At 54.3% G+C, this 21,723-nt stretch carries 18 protein-coding genes and 1 pseudogene; 17 read left to right on the top strand and 2 right to left on the bottom strand.

Features of this window, described 5'->3' with window-relative positions:
- Positions 1–15 precede the first annotated feature (15 nt).
- The 11 genes and pseudogenes from VM99_16240 (at position 16) to VM99_16190 (ending at position 12,497) form a co-directional block, all read left to right on the top strand.
- Positions 16–1,011, top strand: a complete 996-nt coding sequence (locus VM99_16240) for a dTDP-4-dehydrorhamnose 3,5-epimerase (GenBank protein AKJ99543.1) — start codon at positions 16–18, stop codon at positions 1,009–1,011.
- A gap of 57 nt (positions 1,012–1,068) precedes the next feature.
- Complete coding sequence (locus VM99_16235; protein ID AKJ99542.1) at positions 1,069–2,190, top strand: aminotransferase; 1,122 nt, start codon at positions 1,069–1,071, stop codon at positions 2,188–2,190.
- 6 nt (positions 2,191–2,196) lie between these two features.
- Positions 2,197–3,468 (top strand): polysaccharide biosynthesis protein, encoded by a 1,272-nt coding sequence (locus tag VM99_16230; protein AKJ99541.1) that lies wholly within the window; start codon positions 2,197–2,199, stop codon positions 3,466–3,468.
- Positions 3,469–3,539: 71 nt separating this feature from the next.
- Positions 3,540–4,226 (top strand): annotated as a pseudogene (locus tag VM99_16225) (hypothetical protein).
- A gap of 255 nt (positions 4,227–4,481) precedes the next feature.
- Complete coding sequence (locus VM99_16220) at positions 4,482–5,657, top strand: hypothetical protein (protein AKJ99540.1); 1,176 nt, start codon at positions 4,482–4,484, stop codon at positions 5,655–5,657.
- 53 nt (positions 5,658–5,710) lie between these two features.
- Positions 5,711–6,844, top strand: coding sequence for an epimerase (locus VM99_16215; GenBank protein AKJ99539.1), 1,134 nt, complete (start codon positions 5,711–5,713; stop codon positions 6,842–6,844).
- Positions 6,845–6,854: 10 nt separating this feature from the next.
- Positions 6,855–7,421, top strand: coding sequence for a hypothetical protein (locus VM99_16210; protein AKJ99538.1), 567 nt, complete (start codon positions 6,855–6,857; stop codon positions 7,419–7,421).
- 41 nt (positions 7,422–7,462) lie between these two features.
- Complete coding sequence (locus tag VM99_16205) at positions 7,463–8,416, top strand: hypothetical protein (protein AKJ99537.1); 954 nt, start codon at positions 7,463–7,465, stop codon at positions 8,414–8,416.
- Positions 8,413–9,393: a hypothetical protein gene (locus tag VM99_16200; protein AKJ99536.1), complete on the top strand. Its 981-nt coding sequence runs from the start codon at positions 8,413–8,415 to the stop codon at positions 9,391–9,393. Before VM99_16205 ends, VM99_16200 begins: the two co-directional genes overlap by 4 nt.
- 11 nt (positions 9,394–9,404) lie before the next feature.
- Complete coding sequence (locus VM99_16195) at positions 9,405–10,430, top strand: glycosyl transferase (GenBank protein ID AKJ99535.1); 1,026 nt, start codon at positions 9,405–9,407, stop codon at positions 10,428–10,430.
- Between the two features lie 72 nt (positions 10,431–10,502).
- Complete coding sequence (locus tag VM99_16190) at positions 10,503–12,497, top strand: membrane protein (protein AKJ99534.1); 1,995 nt, start codon at positions 10,503–10,505, stop codon at positions 12,495–12,497.
- A 158-nt stretch (positions 12,498–12,655) separates the two neighbouring features.
- On the opposite strand, the gene VM99_16185 is transcribed toward VM99_16190, so the two are convergent.
- On the bottom strand, positions 12,656–13,150 hold the full coding sequence (locus VM99_16185) for a dTDP-6-deoxy-3,4-keto-hexulose isomerase (GenBank protein AKJ99533.1): 495 nt from the start codon (positions 13,148–13,150) through the stop codon (positions 12,656–12,658).
- Positions 13,151–13,575: 425 nt separating this feature from the next.
- Here VM99_16185 and VM99_16180 point away from each other — a divergent pair, with 425 nt between their 5' ends.
- Together VM99_16180 and VM99_16175 are read left to right on the top strand one after the other, a co-directional pair.
- Positions 13,576–13,908: a competence protein ComEA gene (locus tag VM99_16180; protein ID AKJ99532.1), complete on the top strand. Its 333-nt coding sequence runs from the start codon at positions 13,576–13,578 to the stop codon at positions 13,906–13,908.
- 227 nt (positions 13,909–14,135) lie between these two features.
- A complete protein-coding gene (locus VM99_16175; GenBank protein ID AKJ99531.1) occupies positions 14,136–14,987 on the top strand; it encodes a hypothetical protein in 852 nt (283 codons plus the stop codon).
- Between the two features lie 501 nt (positions 14,988–15,488).
- Here VM99_16175 and VM99_16170 read toward each other — a convergent pair.
- Positions 15,489–16,853: an ethanolamin permease gene (locus tag VM99_16170; GenBank protein ID AKJ99530.1), complete on the bottom strand. Its 1,365-nt coding sequence runs from the start codon at positions 16,851–16,853 to the stop codon at positions 15,489–15,491.
- 374 nt (positions 16,854–17,227) lie between these two features.
- On the opposite strand from VM99_16170, the gene VM99_16165 reads away from it, so the two are divergent.
- The 4 genes from VM99_16165 to VM99_16150 all read left to right on the top strand — a co-directional run bounded on the left by VM99_16165 (position 17,228) and on the right by VM99_16150 (position 21,694).
- Complete coding sequence (locus VM99_16165) at positions 17,228–17,317, top strand: potassium ABC transporter ATPase (GenBank protein ID AKJ99529.1); 90 nt, start codon at positions 17,228–17,230, stop codon at positions 17,315–17,317.
- Positions 17,318–17,325: 8 nt separating this feature from the next.
- On the top strand, positions 17,326–19,020 hold the full coding sequence (locus VM99_16160; protein AKJ99528.1) for an ATPase: 1,695 nt from the start codon (positions 17,326–17,328) through the stop codon (positions 19,018–19,020).
- A gap of 10 nt (positions 19,021–19,030) precedes the next feature.
- Positions 19,031–21,085, top strand: a complete 2,055-nt coding sequence (locus VM99_16155; protein AKJ99527.1) for a potassium-transporting ATPase subunit B — start codon at positions 19,031–19,033, stop codon at positions 21,083–21,085.
- Between the two features lie 63 nt (positions 21,086–21,148).
- The gene (locus tag VM99_16150; protein ID AKJ99526.1) at positions 21,149–21,694 is read left to right on the top strand and encodes an ATPase; all 546 of its coding nucleotides are present in this window, start codon (positions 21,149–21,151) and stop codon (positions 21,692–21,694) included.
- Positions 21,695–21,723: the final 29 nt, after the last annotated feature.

Here is a 21,723-nt window from a genome sequence, read left to right as displayed (position 1 = left end):
TTAAGGAAACACTCCATGAAATTGCTAAAAACCGATTTGCAGGACGTAGTGATTATAGAACCGACGGTTTTTAGGGATGATCGGGGCTGGTTTTTTGAAAGTTTTAATGAGCCGCGCTTTCACGACGAGCTCTCAAAGTTAGGTTTGCCCATACCCAGAAGCTTTATTCAAGACAACCATTCCTCCTCGCAAAAGGGCGTTCTTCGTGGCTTGCATTATCAGCTCGCACCCCACGCTCAGGGTAAGTTGGTCAGAGTTGTCTCGGGATCGGCCTATGACGTTGCTGTCGATATTCGCAAGGGGTCGCCCACCTATGGGAAATGGGTGGGTGCCGAGCTAAGCGCAGAAAACCATCGCATGCTGTGGATTCCTGAAGGATTCGCACACGGCTTTGTAGCGTTGGAAGATAACACGCACTTTTTATACAAGACCACGGATGTCTACAGTAAAGAACTTGAGCGCAGCATCAAGTGGGACGACCCTGATTTAGGCATCGACTGGCCTGCTGGGGCTGATTTTATTATCAGTGAAAAAGACAGGCAGGCGAGCCCGTTGAAAGACGCTGATCTTCCAAGTCTGTATACCCCCGGCAGTACTCAAGCGCTGACGCTGGACATCATTGGGGATAGCCGAGGGAGTCTGATCGCCTTGGAAAAGTCGAGTCAGATACCATTTGAGTTTAGACGCGTCTATTATATTTTTGGCACGCAACCTGAGGTCAGCCGAGGGTTTCATGCGCACAAAGATCTTCGTCAACTGGCCGTGTGTGTTTCGGGCAAGTGCCGGATGTTGATGGATAACGGCGTGACGAAGGAAGAGATCTGGTTGGACTCGCCGACAAAAGGTGTTCTGATCAATAATCTTGTCTGGCGGGAAATGCATGATTTTAGCCCGGACTGTGTGTTGGTCGTATTCGCCAGCCATGAATATGACGAAAAAGACTATATTCGAAATTACAAAGAATTTACCAATTTAGTAGCCGCCGCTGCCGTATCCAATGAGGCTGTTTGATCCCGGCTTGCTCTTGAAGCCAGCTGATTTGATCTACACGCAAAGAACAGGTGTTTAATGATTGAGTTTCTAAGTTTGAAAGATGTAAACGCGGCCTACGCTTCCGAACTCAAAGCTGCCTGTGCGCGAGTCATCGATTCTGGCTGGTATATTCAAGGAAAAGAGCTGGAGGCCTTCGAGAGTGATTTTGCGAAGGCGTGTGGCGTGCAATTTTGTCTTGGCGTAGCGAATGGGCTGGACGCGCTGACGCTAACCTTGAGAGCGTGGAAGCTCCTCGGCAGGTTGACCGAAGGCGATGAAGTGATCGTCCCTGCCAACACTTATATAGCGAGTGTCCTGGCCATTACCGAAAATGGCTTGACCCCTGTGCTCGTTGAGCCTGATGAAACCTTGAACATTTCGCCGGCGTTGATAGAGTCTTCTATCGGCCCCAAAACCAAGGCAATTATTCCCGTTCATCTTTATGGTCGCTTGGCTGATATGCCAAGTATCATGAGTATCGCAAAAAAGCATAATCTTTTGGTTTTGGAGGACTCCGCACAGGCGCACGGTGCGAGTATTGACGCAAAAGTGGCCGGTAGTTGGGGCGATGCAGCCGGATTCAGCTTCTATCCAGGGAAAAATCTCGGCGCACTGGGTGATGCTGGGGCGATTACCACGAATGACCCGGAACTGGCTACAGTACTAAAAGCACTACGCAATTATGGTTCTCACGAGAAATACAAGAATATCTACCAAGGTGTCAACAGCCGGCTTGATGAAATACAAGCCGCAATGTTGAGCGTTAAATTAAAATATCTGTCGACTGATATTCAAAGTCGCAGAAAGATTGCGCGTGCGTACAGTGACGGTATCCGTAATGCTGCGATCCGTCTGCCCATCCAGGAAAATGTGTCTCCCTTGGATTTTGAAGGCCATGTCTGGCATCTTTATGTTGTTCGCTGCCAGCACCGTGATGCTTTGCAGAAGCACTTGGCTGCATCAGGTATCCAGACATTGATACATTATCCAATACCTCCGCATAAACAGCTTGCTTACAAAAACTGGAATAGCCAGTCGTTCCCGTTAACCGAGAGGATACACGACGAGGTACTCAGCCTTCCGATTGGTCCCACCATGACCCTCGAAGACGCGAGCGCTGTGATTGATGCCTGCAATAGTTTTAATGGCCTTGGTTGAAGGCTAATGACGCTGATAAAAACAAGTCTGCTTAACGGGGTTGCCGTACTCGTTAAAATGTTGACGTTGCTTGGAATAAATAAAGTCCTGGCCATCTACGTTGGTCCTGTGGGTTATGCAGCGCTTGGGCAGTTTCAAAACGCTATTCAAATGATCACTACTTTTGCCAGTGGTGCTATTAATACAGGTGTTACGAAGTACACGGCGGAATATCATTATAACGAGGACAAGCAGCACGCCGTCTGGCGGAGTGCTGGGACTATAGCCTTGTTAGGCTCACTGCTTTGCAGTGTCGTTATAATGATATTCAGTGATGAGCTGGCGGTTGCATTTCTAAAGAACTCCGACTTTGGCGGTGTCTTCAGATGGTTTGCGGCTACGCTGGTATTCTTTACATTAAATGCGCTTTTGCTGGCGATACTTAACGGTAAAAAAGATCTGCTTCGTTACGTTTTCGCAAATATTGCTGGAAGCGTCTTTGCCTTTCTAGTGACTACGGCTTTATCAATGTATTTCGGCCTGTATGGTGCGTTGATAGCTCTGGCTATTTATCAATCAATTAGTTTTTTTGTGACTCTTGTTATTTGTCTGAAAGCGCCTTGGTTTCGCTTTAACTATATGGTGGGGCGCGTCGATTATGCAGTGGCCAAAAATTTTCTGAAATATACGGCCATGGCCCTTACATCAGCTATTTGCGTACCGGTCAGCCATATCTTCGTGCGAAACTACCTGGGTTCATCATTTGGTTGGGATGCGGCCGGCTACTGGGAAGCCATGTGGCGTCTTAGTGCCGCCTACCTCATGCTCGTAACAACGACCCTCAGCGTTTATTATTTGCCCAGGCTTTCTGAATTGGAAAGCCGGGAAGCGATAAGAGCGGAAGTTCTATTGGGCTACCGTGTCATATTGCCCTGTGCCGCGTTGTGCGGACTGATTATCTTTGTCTTGCGTGACTTCATCATACATGTGTTGTTTACAGCGGATTTCCTGCCCATGAGGAGTCTTTTCGCCTGGCAGATCGTTGGCGATACTCTCAAGATAGGTAGCTGGATCCTTGCTTATGTCATGCTGGGTAAGGCCATGTTCAAGCTCTTTATCTTTTCCGAAGTGCTTTCTGCAATTTCTTTTTATGTCATGACGGTCGTTTTTACAAAATTATTGGGCTTGGAGGGAGTGTCTCTGGCTCACGCGGTGAACTATGCAGTTTACTGGGCGTTGTTAATGCTGTTCGTTACGATGGAGTTGAAGAAAGTGAAAGCTGACGGGCTAGTTGGCTGAATGATTTGCTGGATAATGGTTTTTCTGTTGAGGCGCTTGCGTTGAATATTTATAATCCAAAAGTTTCTGTGATGATCATTACTTACAATCAGCAGCATCTGATTGCGGAAACGATCGAGAGTGTATTGACGCAAGACTATGACAATTTCGAGATTGTGGTAGCAGACGACGCCTCTACAGACGGTACGCGCGAAGTTATTCTGGACTTTTATAATAAATATCCTGATGTGATTGTGCCGGTCTTGAATGAGAAGAATCTCGGCATTACCGGCAACTCCAATGCGGCTTTTTTTGCCTGCAGCGGAGAGCTGGTCGCAGTGCTAGGTGGCGATGATCTGTTTTTACCCGGGAAGTTGAAGGCCCAGGTGGCGCTTTTCGAGGATCCCAAGGTCGTACTGTCTTACCATCCTGTGGATATTTTTAATCACGCTGATGGTGCGTTGATTTTTCGTACCAATACTACTGAAAAAGAGCGAATCAATAACGTCCACGATTTAATATCGAAGGGGGGTATTCCAGGTGCTTCTTCGGTCATGGTTAGACGTTCTGCTTGTCCTACGCACGGCTTCGATCCGCTCTTTCCCGTCGTTTCAGACTGGATCTTTTATATTGAAGTCGCGTTGCAAGGCGAAATTCGTGAACTCCCGGGTGTCTATGGCAAGTATCGTAAGCATGGCCTAGGGGCTAGCGACAGGACATTCGAATTGCTGCAAGAGTCTCTTCTGACCGTCGATCTCATTGCCGAACGTTATGAACATGATCCGGCCATTAGGGAAGCGTGCCAGCAAGGTGGCTACCGTTATCTTCTAGGTGAGCTTTTCAGGCAGGTTGTTAAGAAGAACAAGGCCAATGTCGAGGCGCTGCGTCCGTTATTCCTGAAGTACTCATCCGGAAACAAACGAACAATGACCAATTTGCTTTTTGGGATTCTGCGTCGCCCCATGATTTTCAATGTTGCTTCGGGGGTGCTGCCCCGGCTGAAAAATGCCCTAAAGCGACAGGTATAAACGACTATGCTGAACCCTGCATTTGTTTATATTGCCATGTGGTCGCTGGTCCTGTTGCTGTATTTTTTTGACTTGACCACAAATTTGGTCTCCCCCTCGGCGGTGGGACTGATGGTGATAATCATGAATATGGTCAGCATACTGTTATTGTATTTGCTTTTAAGGGGGCGGAAAAAGATCGAAGTTCCCAGTGAAGCACAGACCGATTTTTATATAAGTGTCGTGTCGCGTTTTTTAATGTTGTTAGGGTGTGTGTGGTTTCTTGGCACCGCTTTCGAGATTTATTATTCGGGGGGCGTGCCTCTTTATTGGCGTTTGGTGGGTATTAATAAACTGTACACCGAGTTCGGTGTGCCTTCCCTCCATGGAGTCATGAATGCCTGCTATCTGCAGGTGCTGTCAATGGCGACTTATTTGTCTATAAAAAAACACTCCAAAAAAATGGCTGTATTGATTCTGGTTCTTTTGCTATGGCCGGTGTTGATGCTGGGCCGCGGTATTCTGCTGAGCGGATTGATTCAGGTCGTTTGTGTTGCGTTGCTACTGACGAAGGTATCCTCTAAGAAGATACTTTCGCTGGCTGTCGTCGCTGTGGCGGTTGTGGTGATTTTTGGCTACCTGGGTGACATGCGGCAAACCTCAAACCCCTTTGCCTATTTGGTATCTGGTCAATCCGGAGAAGTGTTTGATGCCTTGCCCAGCGGTTTTCTCTGGTTTTACGTCTACCTGACAGCCGGGCTCAGTAATTTTTTCCACAACATTGATACTGTGATTCCAAACTGGTCGGTATCCTATTCGATGTCCAATATGCTGCCTTCGATTGTGAAGGCGTATTTTGAGTTGGATGCCAGGAACGATCTGTTCACGTTTGTGGATAACAATTTGAATACCTCTACTATTTATGCGGGTTTCGTATCGGACACCGGGGCTTTGGGTGGCTTTATATTTGTTGCGCTGATTCAATTGGTTTGCTGCTGTGTATACAAGGTCTCGCTCAGGGGGCGACCCTGGGGGATCTTTGCTTATTCGGTAGCCTTTCAGATTCTCGTGTTTTCAATTTTCTATGATATGTTTTTCCTGTTGCCGACATTGTTCCAATTTTTTATCTGCTGTTCTCTGTATGTTTTTGCCGGCCTCCGTTCCGGTAGACATGAAAAATACGCGCGGCAAGACGCACCCTAAGCGCCCATGTCAGACGCAAAGATGTTTTACTGTTGATGGATAGAGGTACCGTTATGAAAAAGATTCTAATCACTGGTGGTGCAGGGTTCATAGGTTCGCACCTCGTTCCCAAACTGTTGAAAACGAACCATACCGTTAGAATTCTGGATCCTCTAACCGTTCAGGTGCATGGCAGTCTACCTGTTGACCTCGATTGGTTGAATGGTGAAGGCATCGAGTTCATTCGCGGAAGTGTCACTTCGCGAGAAGATTGGACAAAGGCGCTTGAAGGCGTTGACGGCATCGTTCATTTGGCGGCAGAAACCGGCACTGGTCAATCGATGTACGAGATTGCCCGCTATAACGAGGTTAACTCCCAAGGCACTGCCTTGATGTTTGACGTTCTGGGCAAGTTACCGGCGCATCGTGTTAAGAGAATTATTCTCTCCTCAAGTCGTTCGGTATATGGAGAGGGGGCCTATATCAACCCTCTCACTCAACAGCGTGTATGCCCGACCGCTCGTTCCGCTGACGCGCTGAGTAAACAAATGTGGGAACCTCTTTGCCCCTTTACAGGCGATGCATTGCAACTTGTACCGACGAAGGAAACGGATCTGATCGCCCCGTCCTCGTTCTATGCGGCGACCAAGTATGCGCAAGAGGATCTTGTCAGGATTGGCAGTCAGTCAATGGGCATAGATTATACGATTTTCCGTTTGCAGAATGTTTACGGTGAGCGACAGTCGCTCAATAATCCGTACACTGGCATATTGTCCATATTTTCCACCAAGATTCGTCGCGATACCGTTCTTCCACTTTTCGAAGATGGCCTCGAGAGCCGCGATTTTGTGCATGTCGATGATGTGACAGATGCGTTGGTTGCGGGTTTGCTTGTTGAAAAATCACCCAATACCGTCGTTAATGTGGGTAGCGGGATTGCCACCTCTGTTAAGGAAGTCGCCGAGGAGTTGACAGTCGCGTTCGGGAAAAAACCGAATGTTCAAGTGACCGGGCAGTTTAGAGTTGGCGATATTCGTCATAATTACGCTGATATTGAACGGTTGAATAAGTTGCTCGGTATTCATCCCAAGATTACGCTGAAAGAAGGTCTCAAGCGCTTCGCTGAGTGGGTGCTCCAGCAGCCGTTGCCAGAGGATCAGCTGGAAAAGGCTAATCAAGAATTACGCGCTCGAAAGTTGATGAATTAAGGAGCTCGCCATGGAGCAGGACAACCCGGGTTTGTGGCGTCTGTTGTGCGCAGACATTGAGAGGCAGAGGGCACTATTCAAGGCTCCTGCGACCAGGTCAAAGATGAAGTTGGTGTTGGCTATGGTTTCTCCTAGATTTGCTCCCGTGCTGCTCTACAGGCTAGCATATTCAATGAATTCCAACGGGCTGAAAATAATCGGCCGGTTTTTTTCCTTGTTGAATTACACCGTCTTTGGGATAGAAATAGCGGTTGCCTGCAAAATTGGTCCGGGCCTGTTTTTCCCCCATACCCAGGGAACCGTTATCGGTGCTGTCAGCGTAGGCGCAAACGCTGTTATCTATCAAGGCGTGACGCTGGGCGCCAAGGATCTGGATTTTACCTACGACGCGGACCACCGTCCCGTTATTGGTAACGATGTGGTAGTCGGTGCCGGGGCGAAAGTGCTGGGGGGGATAACGGTGGGCGATAATGTTACGGTGGCCGCCAACTCGGTGTTGCTGACGAGCATGCCGGCAAATGTCATCGTCGCCGGCATGCCTGCAAAAATCGTTAAACAGCGAGCGACGTTGGTGTGAATGAATTGTTAAAGAATAAAAACGTCTTATACGTGGCTCCGATGTTTTTTGGTTATGAGTCCGAGATAAAGGGAGAACTGGAGCAACAGGGCGCCAGCGTCACTTTTCTATTGGACCGTCCATTCGAATCGCCTTTTCTAAAGGCGCTCACAAAGTTTCGTCACGCGTGGGTAATCGGCGCTGCCGATCGATATTATGAACGACAGATGAGCTCCGTTCATACGGAGTTTGACTACGTTTTTGTTGTCAATGGACAGACGCTCTCTGCGAAAACACTTTCTGCGTGGCGTGAACGGTATCCAAAGGCAAAATTTATCCTATATATGTGGGATTCTTTTTCCAATCGACAACAGACGCTTCATAATCTAAAGTATTTTGATAGTGTGTTTACCTTCGATAAAAATGATGCTGAAAAGTACAATGTCAATTTTCGACCTTTATTTTTTTCTGCGGGTTTTAATGCTGTCGTCGAGACGAAGACAGAATACGATATAAGTTTTATTGGTACAGCACACACCGATCGGTTTTTTATTGTCGATAAAATAGATCGCCAATTGGATGCGTCAACAAGAAGATATTGGTATCTTTACTTGCAGGCCAACTGGGTTTATTGGTTCTATCGCTGCTTTAATCGCGCCTATCGGAATGCCAGGAAAAGTAATTTCAAATTCGCGTCGATACCCAAGTCTGAGGTTCAGCGTGTTTTTAACGTTTCAAATGCGATACTCGATATAGAGCATCCTCAGCAGACGGGGTTGACCATGCGTACGTTGGAAACATTAGGGGCAAGGAAGAAGCTGGTTACCACCAATGCAAGCGTTAAACAGTACGATTTTTACGCTGAAGATAATATTCTTGTCATTGATCGTTGGGAACCCGTTATCAGCAAGGCGTTTCTTGAACGGCCTTATAGGGCTGTTGATCCTCATATTTATCATCGCTATAGCCTGGCCGGCTGGCTTGATGAAATTATTATGCTGGTGAACAAAAAATGAAAATCCTAGTGACGGGGGCAAGTGGCTTTATTGGGCGTTCTTTGTGTCTTGATCTTCAGGCAAAGGGGTTTGCCGTGCGTGCGCTTATGCGCAAGCCTTCGGCGGCCGCCGCAGATTATGAATGCCTGTTCGGTGAGCTGGACAATGAAGAGTTCCTTTCCGAAGCGTTGTCTGGCGTAGATATCGTTGTCCATCTCGCGGGCAGGGCGCATCAATTTGGCAAAGCCGCCAAGGATGTCTCGGCGATGTTCAAGGTGAACAGAGACTTCACCTTGAGGCTCGCCTCCATTGCGGAGCAGCGCGGAGTCAAGCGCTTTATTTTCGTCAGTTCTATTGGTGTCAACGGGGTCGAAACCGGATTAGCGCCTATTGACGAAACCAGCCCTGCCACCCCCGTCAAGGATTATGCTTTATCCAAGTACGAGGCCGAAGTCGCCCTCAGCCGTGCATACATAGAGGGTGCCAGTGGGATGGAATTGGTTATTATCCGTCCGCCCCTTGTTTATGCGGCCAATGCGCCGGGTAATTTCCAACGTCTGTTGAAACTCGTCAGGAGCGGTTTGCCCTTGCCCTTTTCTGGGGTCGCCAACCGAAGAAGCATGATCTCTCTTGATAATTTGACTGATTTTATACGCGTGTGCGCCATTCATCCCGATGCCGCTGGAGAGTTATTTCTTGTATCCGACGGTGACGACCTCGCCTTGCCGGAAATCATTGATGCTCTTTCTGTTGGCATGGGGAAGCGGCCCCGGGTTTTCTATTTTCCTGTCAAGCTCATTTATGCGGCCGGCCAGCTCGTCGGTAAGCGTGCTTTGGTAACCCAGTTGTGTGGATCTTTCGTTGTCAACCCCGCAAAGGCGATGAAACTATTAGGGTGGACACCACCTTTTTCTTCTCGCAATGAGCTTGTCAGGTCGGCACGGGAGTTTATGTTGTCCGCAGAAAAGTGTCGTTCAAGACCGGAACAGTCTGAATAAAGGAGTTTTTAATGCTGTGGTTCGTTTTGCCGGTTATCGCGATTGCTTCCTTCCTGCTGACCTGGGTCCTGCGTCGGTATGCATTGGCTCGCAGTCTTATAGACGTACCTAACGCCCGCAGTTCCCATACTGCACCCACGCCCAGAGGCGGCGGGGTGGCAATTGTCCTATGCTTTTTCGCAGCGGTGGCGGCATCGTTTTTCCTGGGCATCCTGCCATTGAATCCGGTCGCGGCGCTCTTAGGGGCAGGATCGTTGGTGGCTATCCTGGGTTTTCTGGATGATCATGGGCATATTGCTGCCAGATGGCGCCTGTTGGGTCACTTTATCGCCGCGTTTTGGGCGTTATACTGGGTCGGTGGCCTTGCACCGCTTTCCATGTTCGGCATGAACGTGGAGTTTGGTGTTTTTGGTTATGTGGTTGCGGCGTTGTTCCTGGTCTGGATGTTGAATCTTTATAATTTTATGGATGGTATCGACGGGATCGCCAGTGTCGAGGCTATAACGGTCTGCCTGAGTGCTGCGCTGCTAGGTGGGTTGCAGGGTGCTGGCAACTTTGTCGGTCCGTTGTTGCTTGCCAGTGCTGTGCTGGGCTTCCTGTGCTGGAATTACCCGCCTGCGAGGATTTTCATGGGCGATGCCGGGAGTGGTTTCCTGGGTATCACGTTGGGCATTTTTGCACTTCAGTCTGCCTGGATATCGTCTGATCTGTTTTTTGCCTGGCTGATCTTGCTCGGCGTTTTTATCGTGGATGCAACAGTGACGCTGATTCGCCGTCTACTGAGAGGAGAAAAGCTCTACGAAGCTCATCGCAGCCATGCCTACCAATTCGCCTCGCGGCATTACAAGCAACATTTGCCTGTGACATTGACAGTGGGAGCACTTAATCTGCTGTGGCTGCTGCCTATGGCTTTTCTGGTGGTCGAGGGGGTTGTGCAAGGCGTTGTTGGGGTACTGGTAGCGTATGTACCTTTGATTTTATTGGCACTGAAGTTTCGAGCTGGCTTGGCAGAGGGTACTCAGCAGAAACTGGTTTAGGTTTCTGGCCTCTGGATCTTCATCGAGAAGAGACTGACTGTTCAGCCGTTTTATTAGGTACCCAAAGGATTTATGGATAAATTACGAACTTTCTTGCTGGAGCTATCGCGCCGGCAGAAGCGCTTGATTCAAGTGTCTGCGGATATCGTTCTGGTCTGGTTGGCGCTGTGGCTTTCGTTTGTGGTGCGTTTGGGCGTCGATGCGCTGATCAATCCATTCACTGCCCATCAGGTTCTGTTCCTGAGTGCGCCGGCCATCGCGATTCCGTTGTTTATCCGTTTTGGAATGTACCGCGCGGTGATGAGGTACTTTGGCAATGACGCACTTATCGCCATCATCAAGGCTGTCAGCCTCTCTTCGTTGATTCTGGGGATCGTCGTCTTCTGGTACAGCAATCATCAGAACATTGTGCCCAGGTCGATCATCTTCAACTATTGGTGGCTTAGTCTGATCATGATTGGCGGACTGCGCCTGGCGATGCGTCAGTACTTCCTGGGCGACTGGTTCACGGCGGCGCAGCATGTTCCTTTCACGAATCGTGACGATGGATTGCCAAAGGTCGCCATCTATGGCGCAGGTGCTGCCGGTAACCAATTGGTAGCTGCACTGCGTATGGGGCGTGTCATGCGTCCGATAGCGTTTATCGACGACGATAGCAGTATCGCCGATCGGGTGATCGCGGGTCTGCAGGTCTACAAACCCAAAAACATTCAGCGCATGATCGATGTCACGGGGGCTCAGGAAATTCTACTGGCCATTCCCTCGGCAAACCGGGTAAGGCGTCGTGAGATCTTGGGCTTCCTCGAAGGCTTCCCCCTTCACGTACGCAGTATTCCCGGCTTTATGGACTTGGCAAGCGGGCGCGTAAAAGTTGACGACATTCAGGAAGTCGATATCGCCGATCTGTTAGGCCGTGATGCAGTACCGGCCCAGGAGAGCTTGCTCGAGCATTGCATCAAGGAGCAGGTGGTTATGGTGACGGGCGCCGGAGGGTCGATCGGCTCGGAACTGTGCCGCCAGATACTTGAATTGCGCCCGTCGACATTAATAATGTTCGAACATAGCGAGTTCAATCTGTACAGCATCTTGTCCGAGTTGGAGCAGCAGGTTGCCAGGAAGTCCCTTTCCGTACGTCTTTTGCCGATCCTGGGTTCAGTAACCAACCCGCGTAAACTGCTTGACGTGATGAATGTATGGCAAGTGAACACTGTCTACCATGCAGCAGCCTATAAACACGTTCCTATAGTCGAACATAATATTGCCGAAGGTGTTCTGAACAACGTCATTGGTACATTGAATACCGCCCAAGCGGCTCTGCAGGCAGGGGTTGCCAATTTTGTTTTGATTTCCACAGACAAGGCTGTACGTCCTACCAACGTCATGGGCAGTACCAAACGTCTGGCAGAGCTAACGCTGCAGGCGCTTAGCCGGGAAATAGCACCGGTGCTTTTTGGCGATAATGCCAACGTATCACGTGTCAATAAAACCCGTTTCACGATGGTTCGTTTCGGTAATGTTCTCGGCTCGTCAGGTTCGGTCATCCCTTTGTTCCATAAGCAGATAAAGTCAGGTGGACCGCTGACCGTCACTCATCCGAAAATCACCCGATATTTCATGACGATCCCAGAAGCTGCACAACTGGTTATTCAGGCCGGGGCCATGGGGATGGGGGGGGATGTTTTCGTATTGGACATGGGAGAACCGGTCAGGATCGTCGAACTGGCCGAGAAGATGATTCATCTGTCGGGCTTCAGTGTGCGTTCGGAAAAGAACCCCCATGGAGACATTGCCATAGAGTTCACGGGGCTGCGGCCTGGAGAGAAGTTGTACGAAGAGTTATTGATTGGCGATAACGTAGTGCAAACTTCTCATCCGATGATTATGAGTGCCAATGAAGACTTCATACCTTGGGATGCGTTGAAGGGTAAATTGGCTGAGTTGATCACCGCCGTCGAGACTGACGATTATTCGCGTGTACGCCAGTTGTTGCGCGATACAGTCAGTGGTTATGCACCCGATGGAGAAATAGTGGACTGGATCCACCAGCAAAGACGACGCGACCCTTGATCAAGACTGAGCGTTCACTGGTCAGGGTAAGCAACGGTCTCTGCCCCGCTTGTTCTTGAACGATGATAAAGACGTTCGATAAATGCGCAGGGCACACCTTCAGGAAAATTGAGGATGTGCCCATTCTGTTTGGGTGCCGAAACCGTCCAAAGGCTCGTTCAAGCCTGGTTTTGGCCTTCATCCTTGCGCTGCAGTATCTTTGCTGGGTTACCCACCACCGTGACATTGGCGGGCACTGAACGGGTGACCACCGCCCCTGCGCCAATCATCGCGTTCTCCCCAATAGTTATTCCTGGAAGAATAGTGCAATTGGCGCCCAAGGAGGCGCCTTTGCTTATTACGGTTCTGTCGAAGCTTTCAGGATAGACCTTGCTTCTCGGAAAGCGGTCATTGGTGAATGTGGCGTTGGGACCAATAAACACATCGTCTCCGATGGAAACACCATCCCACAGCTGAACACCGCATTTGATTGTTACCCGGTCTCCTACGACGACGTCGTTTTCGATGAACACGTGGTCGCAGATATTGCAGTCCTGGCCGATTTTGGCCCCGGGTAGCAAGTGGGTGAAGGCCCAAACCCGAGTGCCTTTGCCTATCTGGGAGGTTTCGCATAAAGCGTGGGAATGCACGAAGTAATCTTTATGATCGCTCATTGTTATCCGTTCCATTGGATGGTTGGAACACCACCCTGTGTTGGCAAGTTTCGTTAGATTATTGGCTTATAAGCCATTGATCCAGCGGCTGATAATAAAGTAACTGCTCAAATTTTTCTGTGCTACAGGCAAAGCGAAAGAGTCATGGCGATTGATAAACTCGGGAGCAGGGGCCCTTGCAGGGGATTTCGCAGCTCGAAGTAGGTGGCCTTAGCTTGAGCATCGATGTGTTTTTGCCGTCACCGTTTCGCTCGCGTGGGATGCGATTGACCTACCCATTCGCGTGAGCCCCTGAAAGTCTAATACGCCTCGTTATTACATTTTTTGCAATGGTCGCCTTTTTGACAGCCCTCAATCATCGCCTAAGTTTGGAATGCAGCGTCACAAAGCTGCTTCCTCTTGACGGTATCAAGGAGCTTCATTTTATGCGTAAAGGATATTTTTACCCGCTGATTTTTGCCCTCCTGGCCAATGCCTCAGTCGCGGTAGGCGCGACCGCAGTGGTCAAGCCCGAGGTGGCAATGCCTCCTGTGGTGCAGAGCTCGGTGTCTTCGCAAGAGGGCAAGGTGGATTTAAACCAGGCAGATGCTACGACGCTTCAGCGTGAGCTGACTGGGATAGGTAAGGCGAAGGCTGATGCAATTGTTGCATATCGTGAAAGTAATGGCGCTTTTTCGTCAGTCGAAGAGTTGCTGGAGGTCAAGGGCATTGGTAAAGCAATCCTGGACAAAAATCGGGATAAACTGGAAGTGAATTGAGCTGAATCGAAAGGAATGGCCAGTCGATGGGACTGGCTTTTTCCGTTTTATCGATAGCGGGCTGCGTGGGTTCGCTCTTTGAGTGAATTGATCCACTTTTTTGCCGCTTATAGGCCATTCAAACTGAAGCATGACGCTGGACTCGACCTCACCGTTCATATCCCGTTGGATGAGCAGCCTCATAGCCTCATCGGCCGCTCGCTAACAGGCGATCAAGGAGCCTTGCCATGTACAAAGACTACCCAGCTGCCTACCAGGTCAGCAAAGGTTCCGCCCTCCAGGTGGACAAGCCTTTCTACGACCGAATCCGTACCCGGCAGGACCAGCGCACGCTGATCGAGCAGTTCGAAGTCCCCATTCGCACTGGCCGTGCCTGGCATGTACCCGCCGGGCACGTCTTTCGTGTCACCACGCCGCAGGGCCCGCAGGTCGGCGACTTCAACGTCTGGAACGCCCACGACCCGCGGGAGCGATTGTGGGCCGCGCGTACCCGGCAGTTGCAGGGCGCCCATGTCAGTACCCACGACCGTTTGTGGTCGAACTTGCCGTTCCTGCGGCCGCTGGTGACCATCACCGACGACAGCCTGGCCGGTTATGGCATCGATGAGCACGGGGGGCGGTTGCACGATCTGCTGGGCACGCGTTGCGACCCTTACGTCAACAAGATGCTGACCGGCGAGGATTTCCACCATCACTGCCATTCGAACCTGACTCGCGCGGTGTTGCCCCACGGCTTGACCGAGTTCGATGTACACGACGTGCTGAATATCTTCCAGTGCACCGGGCTGAACCATGACGACATGTACTTCATGAAGGCCTGTCCGGCACAGAAAGGCGATTACCTGGAGTTCTTTGCCGAAATTGATCTGTTGTGCGCCCTGTCCACCTGCCCGGGCGGTGACCTGTCACTGGCCATGTGGGGGCCGGATGCGCAGGATCCATTGAGCGTCTGTCGGCCACTGGGGGTGGAGATCTATCGGTTGGACGACGCATTGTTGGAAGGCTGGAGCCAGCCTGAGCGGGCGGCGTACAAGGGGTTGCATGGCTTGCACATTGCCAGGGCGGATTGGGAGAAGTAACGCAGTAGGCGGACAGGACGCGGCCTTCTGTGGCGAGGGGATTTATCCCCGCTGGGGCGCGCAGCGGCCCCTTTTAAAACCCACCCAGTCGATCAGATAGACCGCGTGACAGGTTTTGGGGCTGCTGCGCAGCCCAACGGGGATAAATCCCCTCGCCACAAAAGTTTTGTGTCAGGCAGCACTCCACAGTGTTGTGCCAGCCAGCAGCCAGCACTCAACGATCCTTGGCCTCCTTCGCGTCCATCTCGGCGTTGCGCTCGGCAACACGCTTGCGTTGTTCGTCCGTCAACTCGACCTTGTTGGCGGTGTCGCGCAGCATCATCAGACCACCAACGATCGAGCCGATTGCAACAATCAGAATCAACCAGGCATACCAGGGCATAGGGCTCTCCTTGAGGGCGCGGCCAGTGGGCGTCTGTTCGCCAATCTGCCGCGCCTACCACTTATGAGCGAAGCTCGTTCGCAGTGGTTCCATACTACGCCCGTTCGGCCGGCTTCACCTCAAGGCCCGGTCAGCATTGCATCGGCTGGAGCCGCCGCTCGCAGTTGTGCGGTCAGGGTGAAGTAGACGAAGCCCGCCGCCATGAACGCGACGAAGATCAGGCCGATCAGCGCATTGAACCAGGCCATCGCCACCAGGCATACCACCGCCAATACCAGGGCGATTCCCGGTACGAGAGGGTAGCCCGGCGCGCGGAAGGTGCGCTCCAGGTTGGGCTCGGTTTTGCGCAGTTTGAACAGGCTGAGCATGCTCATGATGTACATGACGATCGCACCGAACACCGCCATGGTGATCATCGCGGCGGTCAGGGTCATGCCGCCGAGGTTGATCAGGCCGTCGCTGTAGATAGCGGCAATGCCGATCAGGCCTCCGGCGATGATGGCGCGGTGTGGCGTCTGGAAGCGTGAGAGCTTGGCCAGGGAGGCGGGCAGGTAGCCGGCGCGCGCCAGGGCGAAGAACTGCCGCGAGTAGCCCAGGATGATGCCGTGGAAACTCGCCACCAGGCCGAACAGGCCGATCCACACCAGCATGTGCAACCAGCCGGAGCTTTCGCCGACCACGGTTTTCATGGCCTGTGGCAGCGGGTCGTTGATGTTCGACAGGGTGCGCCAGTCACCGACGCCGCCGGCGAAGAACATCACTCCCATCGCCAGCACCACCAGGGTCAGGATGCCACTGATGTAGGCCTTGGGGATGGTGCGTTTCGGGTCCCTGGCTTCTTCGGCCGCCATGGCCGCGCCTTCGATGGCCAGGAAGAACCAGATGGCAAACGGGATGGCGGCGAACATTCCGGCAATGGCAGGGGCACCGAATACGTCGGAGCCGGCCCAGCCGTTCAAGGCGAAGTGACTGAAGCTGAAGGCCGGGGCCACGACGCCCATGAACACCAGCAACTCGGCCACCGCCAGGACGCAGACGATCAGTTCGAACGTCGCGGCCAGCTTGACCCCGAGGATGTTCAGGCCCATGAACACGATGTAGGCGCCAACCGCCGCGTGCTTGGGGTCCAGGGCCGGGAATTGCACGTTCAGGTAGGCCCCGATGGCCAAGGCAATGGCGGGCGGCGCGAAGACGAACTCGATCAGCGTCGCCAGCCCGGCGATCAATCCGCCTTTCGCGCCGAAGGCACGACGGCTGTAGGCAAACGGTCCGCCGGCATGGGGAATGGCCGTGGTCAGTTCGGTGAAGCTGAAGATGAAGCAGGTGTACATGGCCGCGACCATGAATGACGTCACCAGAAAACCCAGTGTTCCGGCCACGCCCCAGCCGTAGCTCCAGCCGAAATACTCGCCGGATATCACCAACCCGACGGCGATCCCCCATAAATGCAGGGTGCCCAGCGTGGGTTTGAGTTGTGTGTTCATCGGTGGCTCCCCTCGATCCATAGCAAAAGCGCTGGGGAAGGCAGTGCAGTGGGCGTGCCAGTGTGTCGGGGGCGGTCGCAACGGGTGAAATCCTGTCGTATCGGGGATGTTCCTTGCTTGATGTGCCCCTGTTGTGCGCCAGTTGAGGGCGTTGGCGCTGATGGTGCCGCCTTCGCGGGCAAGCCCGCTCCCACACTGGACTTGCGCTGAGCAGTCGGCGGGCTGGCTCGCGAAGAAGCCCGCCCAACCATCGATTCAGCCGTTTTTTTACAGATTCTTTATCCCCCAACCGCTCTCTCGATCTCGTTCCTTTACGCACGCCGTGCCGACAATCACTCCACACACGGCACGACGCCGTACGACGGAGAAATCCCATGAGTGTTCTGGACGGGGTGTCGCTGCTGTTGGCAGTGGCGCTGTTCATTTACCTGCTGGTTGCGCTGTTGCGCGCGGATCGGAACTAGGAGCGGCTATGCACGGTTATGATTTCGGGCTGATCCTCGCTTTTTTCGCCCTGGTGCTGATTCCAGCACCGTTGCTGGGGCGTTTTTACTACCGGGTGATGGAGGGCCAGCGTACCTGGCTCTCTCCGATTCTCGGGCCCGTGGAGCGGGGTTGCTATCGGCTGGCAGGCGTTGATCCCGGCGCTGAGCAGAGCTGGCAGAAATACACCCTGGCCTTGCTCGCGTTCAACCTGGCGGGCTTTGTGCTGTTGTTTGCGATTCTTCTGTTTCAAGGGCATCTGCCGCTCAACACCGAACAACTGCCGGACATGGAATGGACCCAGGCTTTCAACACGGCCGTGAGTTTCATGACCAACACCAACTGGCAGTCCTACAGTGGCGAGGCGTCGGTGAGCTACCTGAGCCAGATGGTCGGCCTGACGGTGCAGAACTTTGTCAGCGCCGCCACCGGCCTGGCGGTGCTGGTAGCGTTGTGTCGCGGGATCGGGCGCAAGTCCGCCGCGACGCTGGGCAACTTCTGGGTCGACATGACCCGCGCCACCCTTTACGGGCTGTTGCCGTTGTGCCTGCTGTTGGCGCTCTTCCTGGTGTGGCAGGGCGTGCCGCAGACCTTCGCTCACTATGTGCATGGGATGACCCTGCAGGGCGCCGATCAGGTGATCCCGCTGGGGCCGGCGGCCAGCCAGATTGCGATCAAGCAATTGGGCACCAACGGTGGTGGGTTCTTCGGCGTCAACTCGGCGCACCCGTTCGAGAACCCGACGGCCTGGAGCAACCTGTTCGAGCTCGCGTCGATCATCCTGATTCCTGCCGCGCTGGTGTTCACCTTCGGCCATTACGTCAAGGACCTGCGCCAGAGCCGGGCAATCATCGCCTGCATGCTGGTGCTGTTTCTGATCGGTGGTGCCACGTCGCTGTGGGCCGAGTACCAGCCCAACCCGACCTTGAACAACCCCGCCGTCGAACAAACCGCGTCGCTGGAAGGCAAGGAAGCGCGCTTCGGGACCACCGCGACGGTGCTCTGGTCGGTGACTACCACGGCGGCCTCCAATGGCTCGGTCAACGGCATGCACGACAGCCTCAACCCGCTGAGCGGCATGGTTGCGCTGGTGAACATGATGGTCGGCGAGGTGATTTTCGGCGGTGTCGGCGCAGGGCTCTACGGCATGTTGCTGAACGTGCTGATCGCGGTGTTCCTGTCCGGGTTGATGATCGGCCGCACACCGGAATACCTGGGCAAGAAGCTCGGCGCCCGGGAAGTTCAGTTGCTGGTGGTCACCCTGCTGGTGATGCCGGTGAGTGTGCTGGTGCTGGGCGCCATCGCCGCAAGCCTGCCCGGGCCGGCAGCCGCGGTGAGCAACCCGGGTGCCCACGGTTTCAGCCAGTTGCTGTACGCCTACACCTCGGCGGGGGCGAACAACGGCTCGGCCTTTGGTGGGTTCAGCGCCAATACCCCTTTCCACAACCTGATGCTGGGCCTGGGCATGTTGATCGGTCGTTTCGGCTACATCCTGCCGGTGCTGGCGTTGGCCGGTAGCCTGGCACTGAAGAAAACCGCGCCGATCGGGCAGAACAGCTTCCCCACCCACGGCCCGCTGTTCGTCACTTTGTTGACCGTGACGATTCTGCTGGTGGGCGGCCTGACCTTCCTGCCGACCCTGGCCTTGGGGCCGATCGCCGAACACCTGAGCATGGGCTTCTGAGGAATTGATGATGAATATGCCGATGAGCAAAGCCGTCGTCGCCAAGACGTCGGACCCCCTGAAAACCAACTTCTCGTCCTTGTGGCGGCCAGCGCTGGTGCAAGCGTTCGTCAAGCTCGACCCACGCCAGTTGCACCGGGCCCCGGTGATGCTGGTGGTGGAACTGACCGCTATCCTCACCACTGTGCTGTGCTTCGTTCCCGACACGGCGGTGCCGACGTTCGTCGCCGTGCAGATCGCTCTGTGGCTGTGGTTCACCGTACTGTTCGCCAACTTCGCCGAAGCCTTGGCCGAGGGGCGCGGCAAGGCGCGGGCCGACAGCCTCAAGGCCGGCAGCGAAGGCCTGAGCGCACGGCGCCAGACCGCCAACGGATTTGAAGTGGTGCCCGCTACCCGTCTGCGCAAGGGCGACGTGGTGCGTGTCGCGGCCGGGGAGATGATTCCCGGGGACGGCGAGGTGATCGAAGGCATCGCTGCCGTCAACGAGGCGGCGATCACGGGTGAGTCGGCGCCGGTGATCCGCGAGTCCGGCGGCGATCGTTCGGCGGTCACCGGCAACACTCGGCTGGTCTCCGACTGGTTGCTGGTGCGCATTACCAGCAACCCTGGCGAGTCCACCCTGGACCGCATGATCGCCCTGGTGGAGGGAGCCAAGCGCCAGAAAACCCCGAACGAAGTGGCACTGGACATCCTGCTGATTGGCCTGACGTTGATCTTCCTGCTGGTGGTGGTGACGCTGCAACCCTTCGCCCATTTCGCCAACGGCAGCCTGCCGCTGGTGTTCCTGGTGGCACTGTTGGTCACCCTGATTCCCACCACCATCGGTGGGCTGCTGTCGGCCATCGGCATCGCCGGCATGGATCGGCTGGTGCGCTTGAACGTGATCGCCAAGTCCGGTCGCGCGGTGGAGGCGGCGGGGGACGTGCATGTGCTGATGCTGGACAAGACCGGCACCATCACCTTTGGCAACCGACGCTGTGCCGCGGTGCATGCCGCCCCTGGGGTGAGCGCCAGGGAGTTGGCCGAAGGTACGCTGTTTGCCTCGCTGGCCGACGATACGGCCGAAGGCAAGTCTATCGTCGAGTATCTGCGAGGCCTGCATCCGCTGCCCGAACCTGGCCTCGAGTCGCTGACCGCCGTGCCGTTCAGCGCCGAAACGCGCTTGTCCGGGGGCGATTACCAAGGGCGCATTTATCGAAAGGGCGCCGTGGATTCGCTGCTGGATTTCATCGGTATGCCACGCAGCGAGTTGCCGGCGGCATTGGCCCGGGAAGTCGACAAAATCGCTCAGAGCGGTGGCACGCCGTTGTTGGTGTGCATGGACGGCAAGCTGCTGGGTGTCATTCATCTCAAGGACGTGGTCAAGCCAGGCATTCGCGAACGCTTCGCCGAGTTGCGCAAGTTGGGCATCCGCACGGTGATGGTGACGGGGGACAACCCGCTGACCGCCGCCGCGATTGCCGCAGAGGCAGGCGTCGACGACGTGCTGGCCGAGGCCACGCCGGAGAAAAAACTGGCGCGCATCCGCCATGAGCAGAATGACGGTCGGCTGGTGGCGATGTGCGGCGACGGTGCCAACGACGCCCCGGCCCTGGCCCAGGCCGATGTCGGCATGGCCATGAACGACGGCACCCAGGCGGCGCGGGAAGCGGCCAACATGGTCGACCTCGACAGCGACCCGACCAAGTTGCTGGACGTGGTGCAGATCGGCAAGGAATTGCTGGTGACCCGTGGTGCGCTGACGACGTTCTCCATCGCCAACGACATCGCCAAGTATTTCGCGATCCTGCCGGCGCTGTTCGCCTCGATTTATCCACAGCTCGGCGTGTTGAACGTGATGCACCTGAGCAGCCCGCAAAGCGCGATTGTGTCGGCCATTGTCTTCAACGCCCTGATCATCGTGGTGCTGATCCCCCTGGCCTTGCGCGGCGTACGGGTGCAAGCGGCGAACGCGGCGGCCTTGTTGCGGCGCAACCTGCTGATCTATGGCCTGGGTGGGATCGTGGTGCCGTTCGTGGGGATCAAGCTGATCGACATGGCGTTGACGGCGTTGAGGCTGGTTTGAGGTGACTGCACTTCTGGCAGGCGCCCTCGCCACACCTGTGTGTTCTGATTCGAGGAGTTTGAAATGTCCACTCTGATACGCCCGGCCCTGAGCCTGATTCTGCTGATGACCCTGGTCACCGGTGTCGCTTACCCACTGGTGGTCACGGGCGTGGCGCAAGTCGCGTTTCCCGCCCAGGCCAACGGCAGCCTGGTGAGGGATGCCGAGGGCAAGGTCCGCGGCTCGTTGTTGATCGCCCAGGACTTCACGGGCGATGCCTGGTTTCATCCACGGCCATCGGCCGCGGCCTTCGCCACGGTCGCCAGTGGCGCGAGCAATCTGTCGCCCAGCAATCCGGCCCTGGCGGCACGAGTGATCGCCGACGCCGAGAAGTTGCAGGTGCCCGGCGCAGGCCCAGTGCCGCTGGCGCTGCTGACCACCTCCGGCAGTGGCTTGGACCCGCACTTGCCACCGAGCGCAATTGCCTATCAACTGGCGCGTGTCGCTGCGGCGCGCAACCTGCCGGTCTCGACGCTGGAGCAACTGCTCGATGCCCATGTCGAGCAACCCCTGGTGGGGCCGCCGGTGGTGAATGTCCTGGCGCTGAACCTGGCGCTGCAAAAGCTGTAAACCCTGTGGGAGCGAGCTTGCTCGCGATG

The organism is Pseudomonas chlororaphis (genome assembly GCA_001023535.1).
GTDB lineage: Bacteria > Pseudomonadota > Gammaproteobacteria > Pseudomonadales > Pseudomonadaceae > Aquipseudomonas > Aquipseudomonas chlororaphis_E.
The sequence above is the reverse complement of the archived record's forward strand: the minus strand, read 5'-3'. Positions and strand labels throughout refer to the sequence as shown.

Excerpts from the sequence above, each read along its gene's own strand:
- VM99_16195 (AKJ99535.1), top strand. The coding sequence starts at position 9,405 with ATGCTGTGGTTCGTTTTGCCGGTTATCGCGATTGCTTCCTTCCTGCTG.
- VM99_16230 (AKJ99541.1), top strand. The coding sequence starts at position 2,197 with ATGACGCTGATAAAAACAAGTCTGCTTAACGGGGTTGCCGTACTCGTT.
- VM99_16165 (AKJ99529.1), top strand. The coding sequence starts at position 17,228 with ATGAGTGTTCTGGACGGGGTGTCGCTGCTGTTGGCAGTGGCGCTGTTC.
- VM99_16210 (AKJ99538.1), top strand. The coding sequence starts at position 6,855 with ATGGAGCAGGACAACCCGGGTTTGTGGCGTCTGTTGTGCGCAGACATT.
- VM99_16175 (AKJ99531.1), top strand. The coding sequence starts at position 14,136 with ATGTACAAAGACTACCCAGCTGCCTACCAGGTCAGCAAAGGTTCCGCC.
- VM99_16155 (AKJ99527.1), top strand. The coding sequence starts at position 19,031 with ATGAATATGCCGATGAGCAAAGCCGTCGTCGCCAAGACGTCGGACCCC.
- VM99_16220 (AKJ99540.1), top strand. The coding sequence starts at position 4,482 with ATGCTGAACCCTGCATTTGTTTATATTGCCATGTGGTCGCTGGTCCTG.
- VM99_16170 (AKJ99530.1), bottom strand. The coding sequence starts at position 16,853 with ATGAACACACAACTCAAACCCACGCTGGGCACCCTGCATTTATGGGGG.
- VM99_16215 (AKJ99539.1), top strand. The coding sequence starts at position 5,711 with ATGAAAAAGATTCTAATCACTGGTGGTGCAGGGTTCATAGGTTCGCAC.
- VM99_16160 (AKJ99528.1), top strand. The coding sequence starts at position 17,326 with ATGCACGGTTATGATTTCGGGCTGATCCTCGCTTTTTTCGCCCTGGTG.
- VM99_16150 (AKJ99526.1), top strand. The coding sequence starts at position 21,149 with ATGTCCACTCTGATACGCCCGGCCCTGAGCCTGATTCTGCTGATGACC.
- VM99_16200 (AKJ99536.1), top strand. The coding sequence starts at position 8,413 with ATGAAAATCCTAGTGACGGGGGCAAGTGGCTTTATTGGGCGTTCTTTG.
- VM99_16180 (AKJ99532.1), top strand. The coding sequence starts at position 13,576 with ATGCGTAAAGGATATTTTTACCCGCTGATTTTTGCCCTCCTGGCCAAT.
- VM99_16190 (AKJ99534.1), top strand. The coding sequence starts at position 10,503 with ATGGATAAATTACGAACTTTCTTGCTGGAGCTATCGCGCCGGCAGAAG.
- VM99_16235 (AKJ99542.1), top strand. The coding sequence starts at position 1,069 with ATGATTGAGTTTCTAAGTTTGAAAGATGTAAACGCGGCCTACGCTTCC.
- VM99_16240 (AKJ99543.1), top strand. The coding sequence starts at position 16 with ATGAAATTGCTAAAAACCGATTTGCAGGACGTAGTGATTATAGAACCG.
- VM99_16185 (AKJ99533.1), bottom strand. The coding sequence starts at position 13,150 with ATGAGCGATCATAAAGATTACTTCGTGCATTCCCACGCTTTATGCGAA.
- VM99_16205 (AKJ99537.1), top strand. The coding sequence starts at position 7,463 with ATGTTTTTTGGTTATGAGTCCGAGATAAAGGGAGAACTGGAGCAACAG.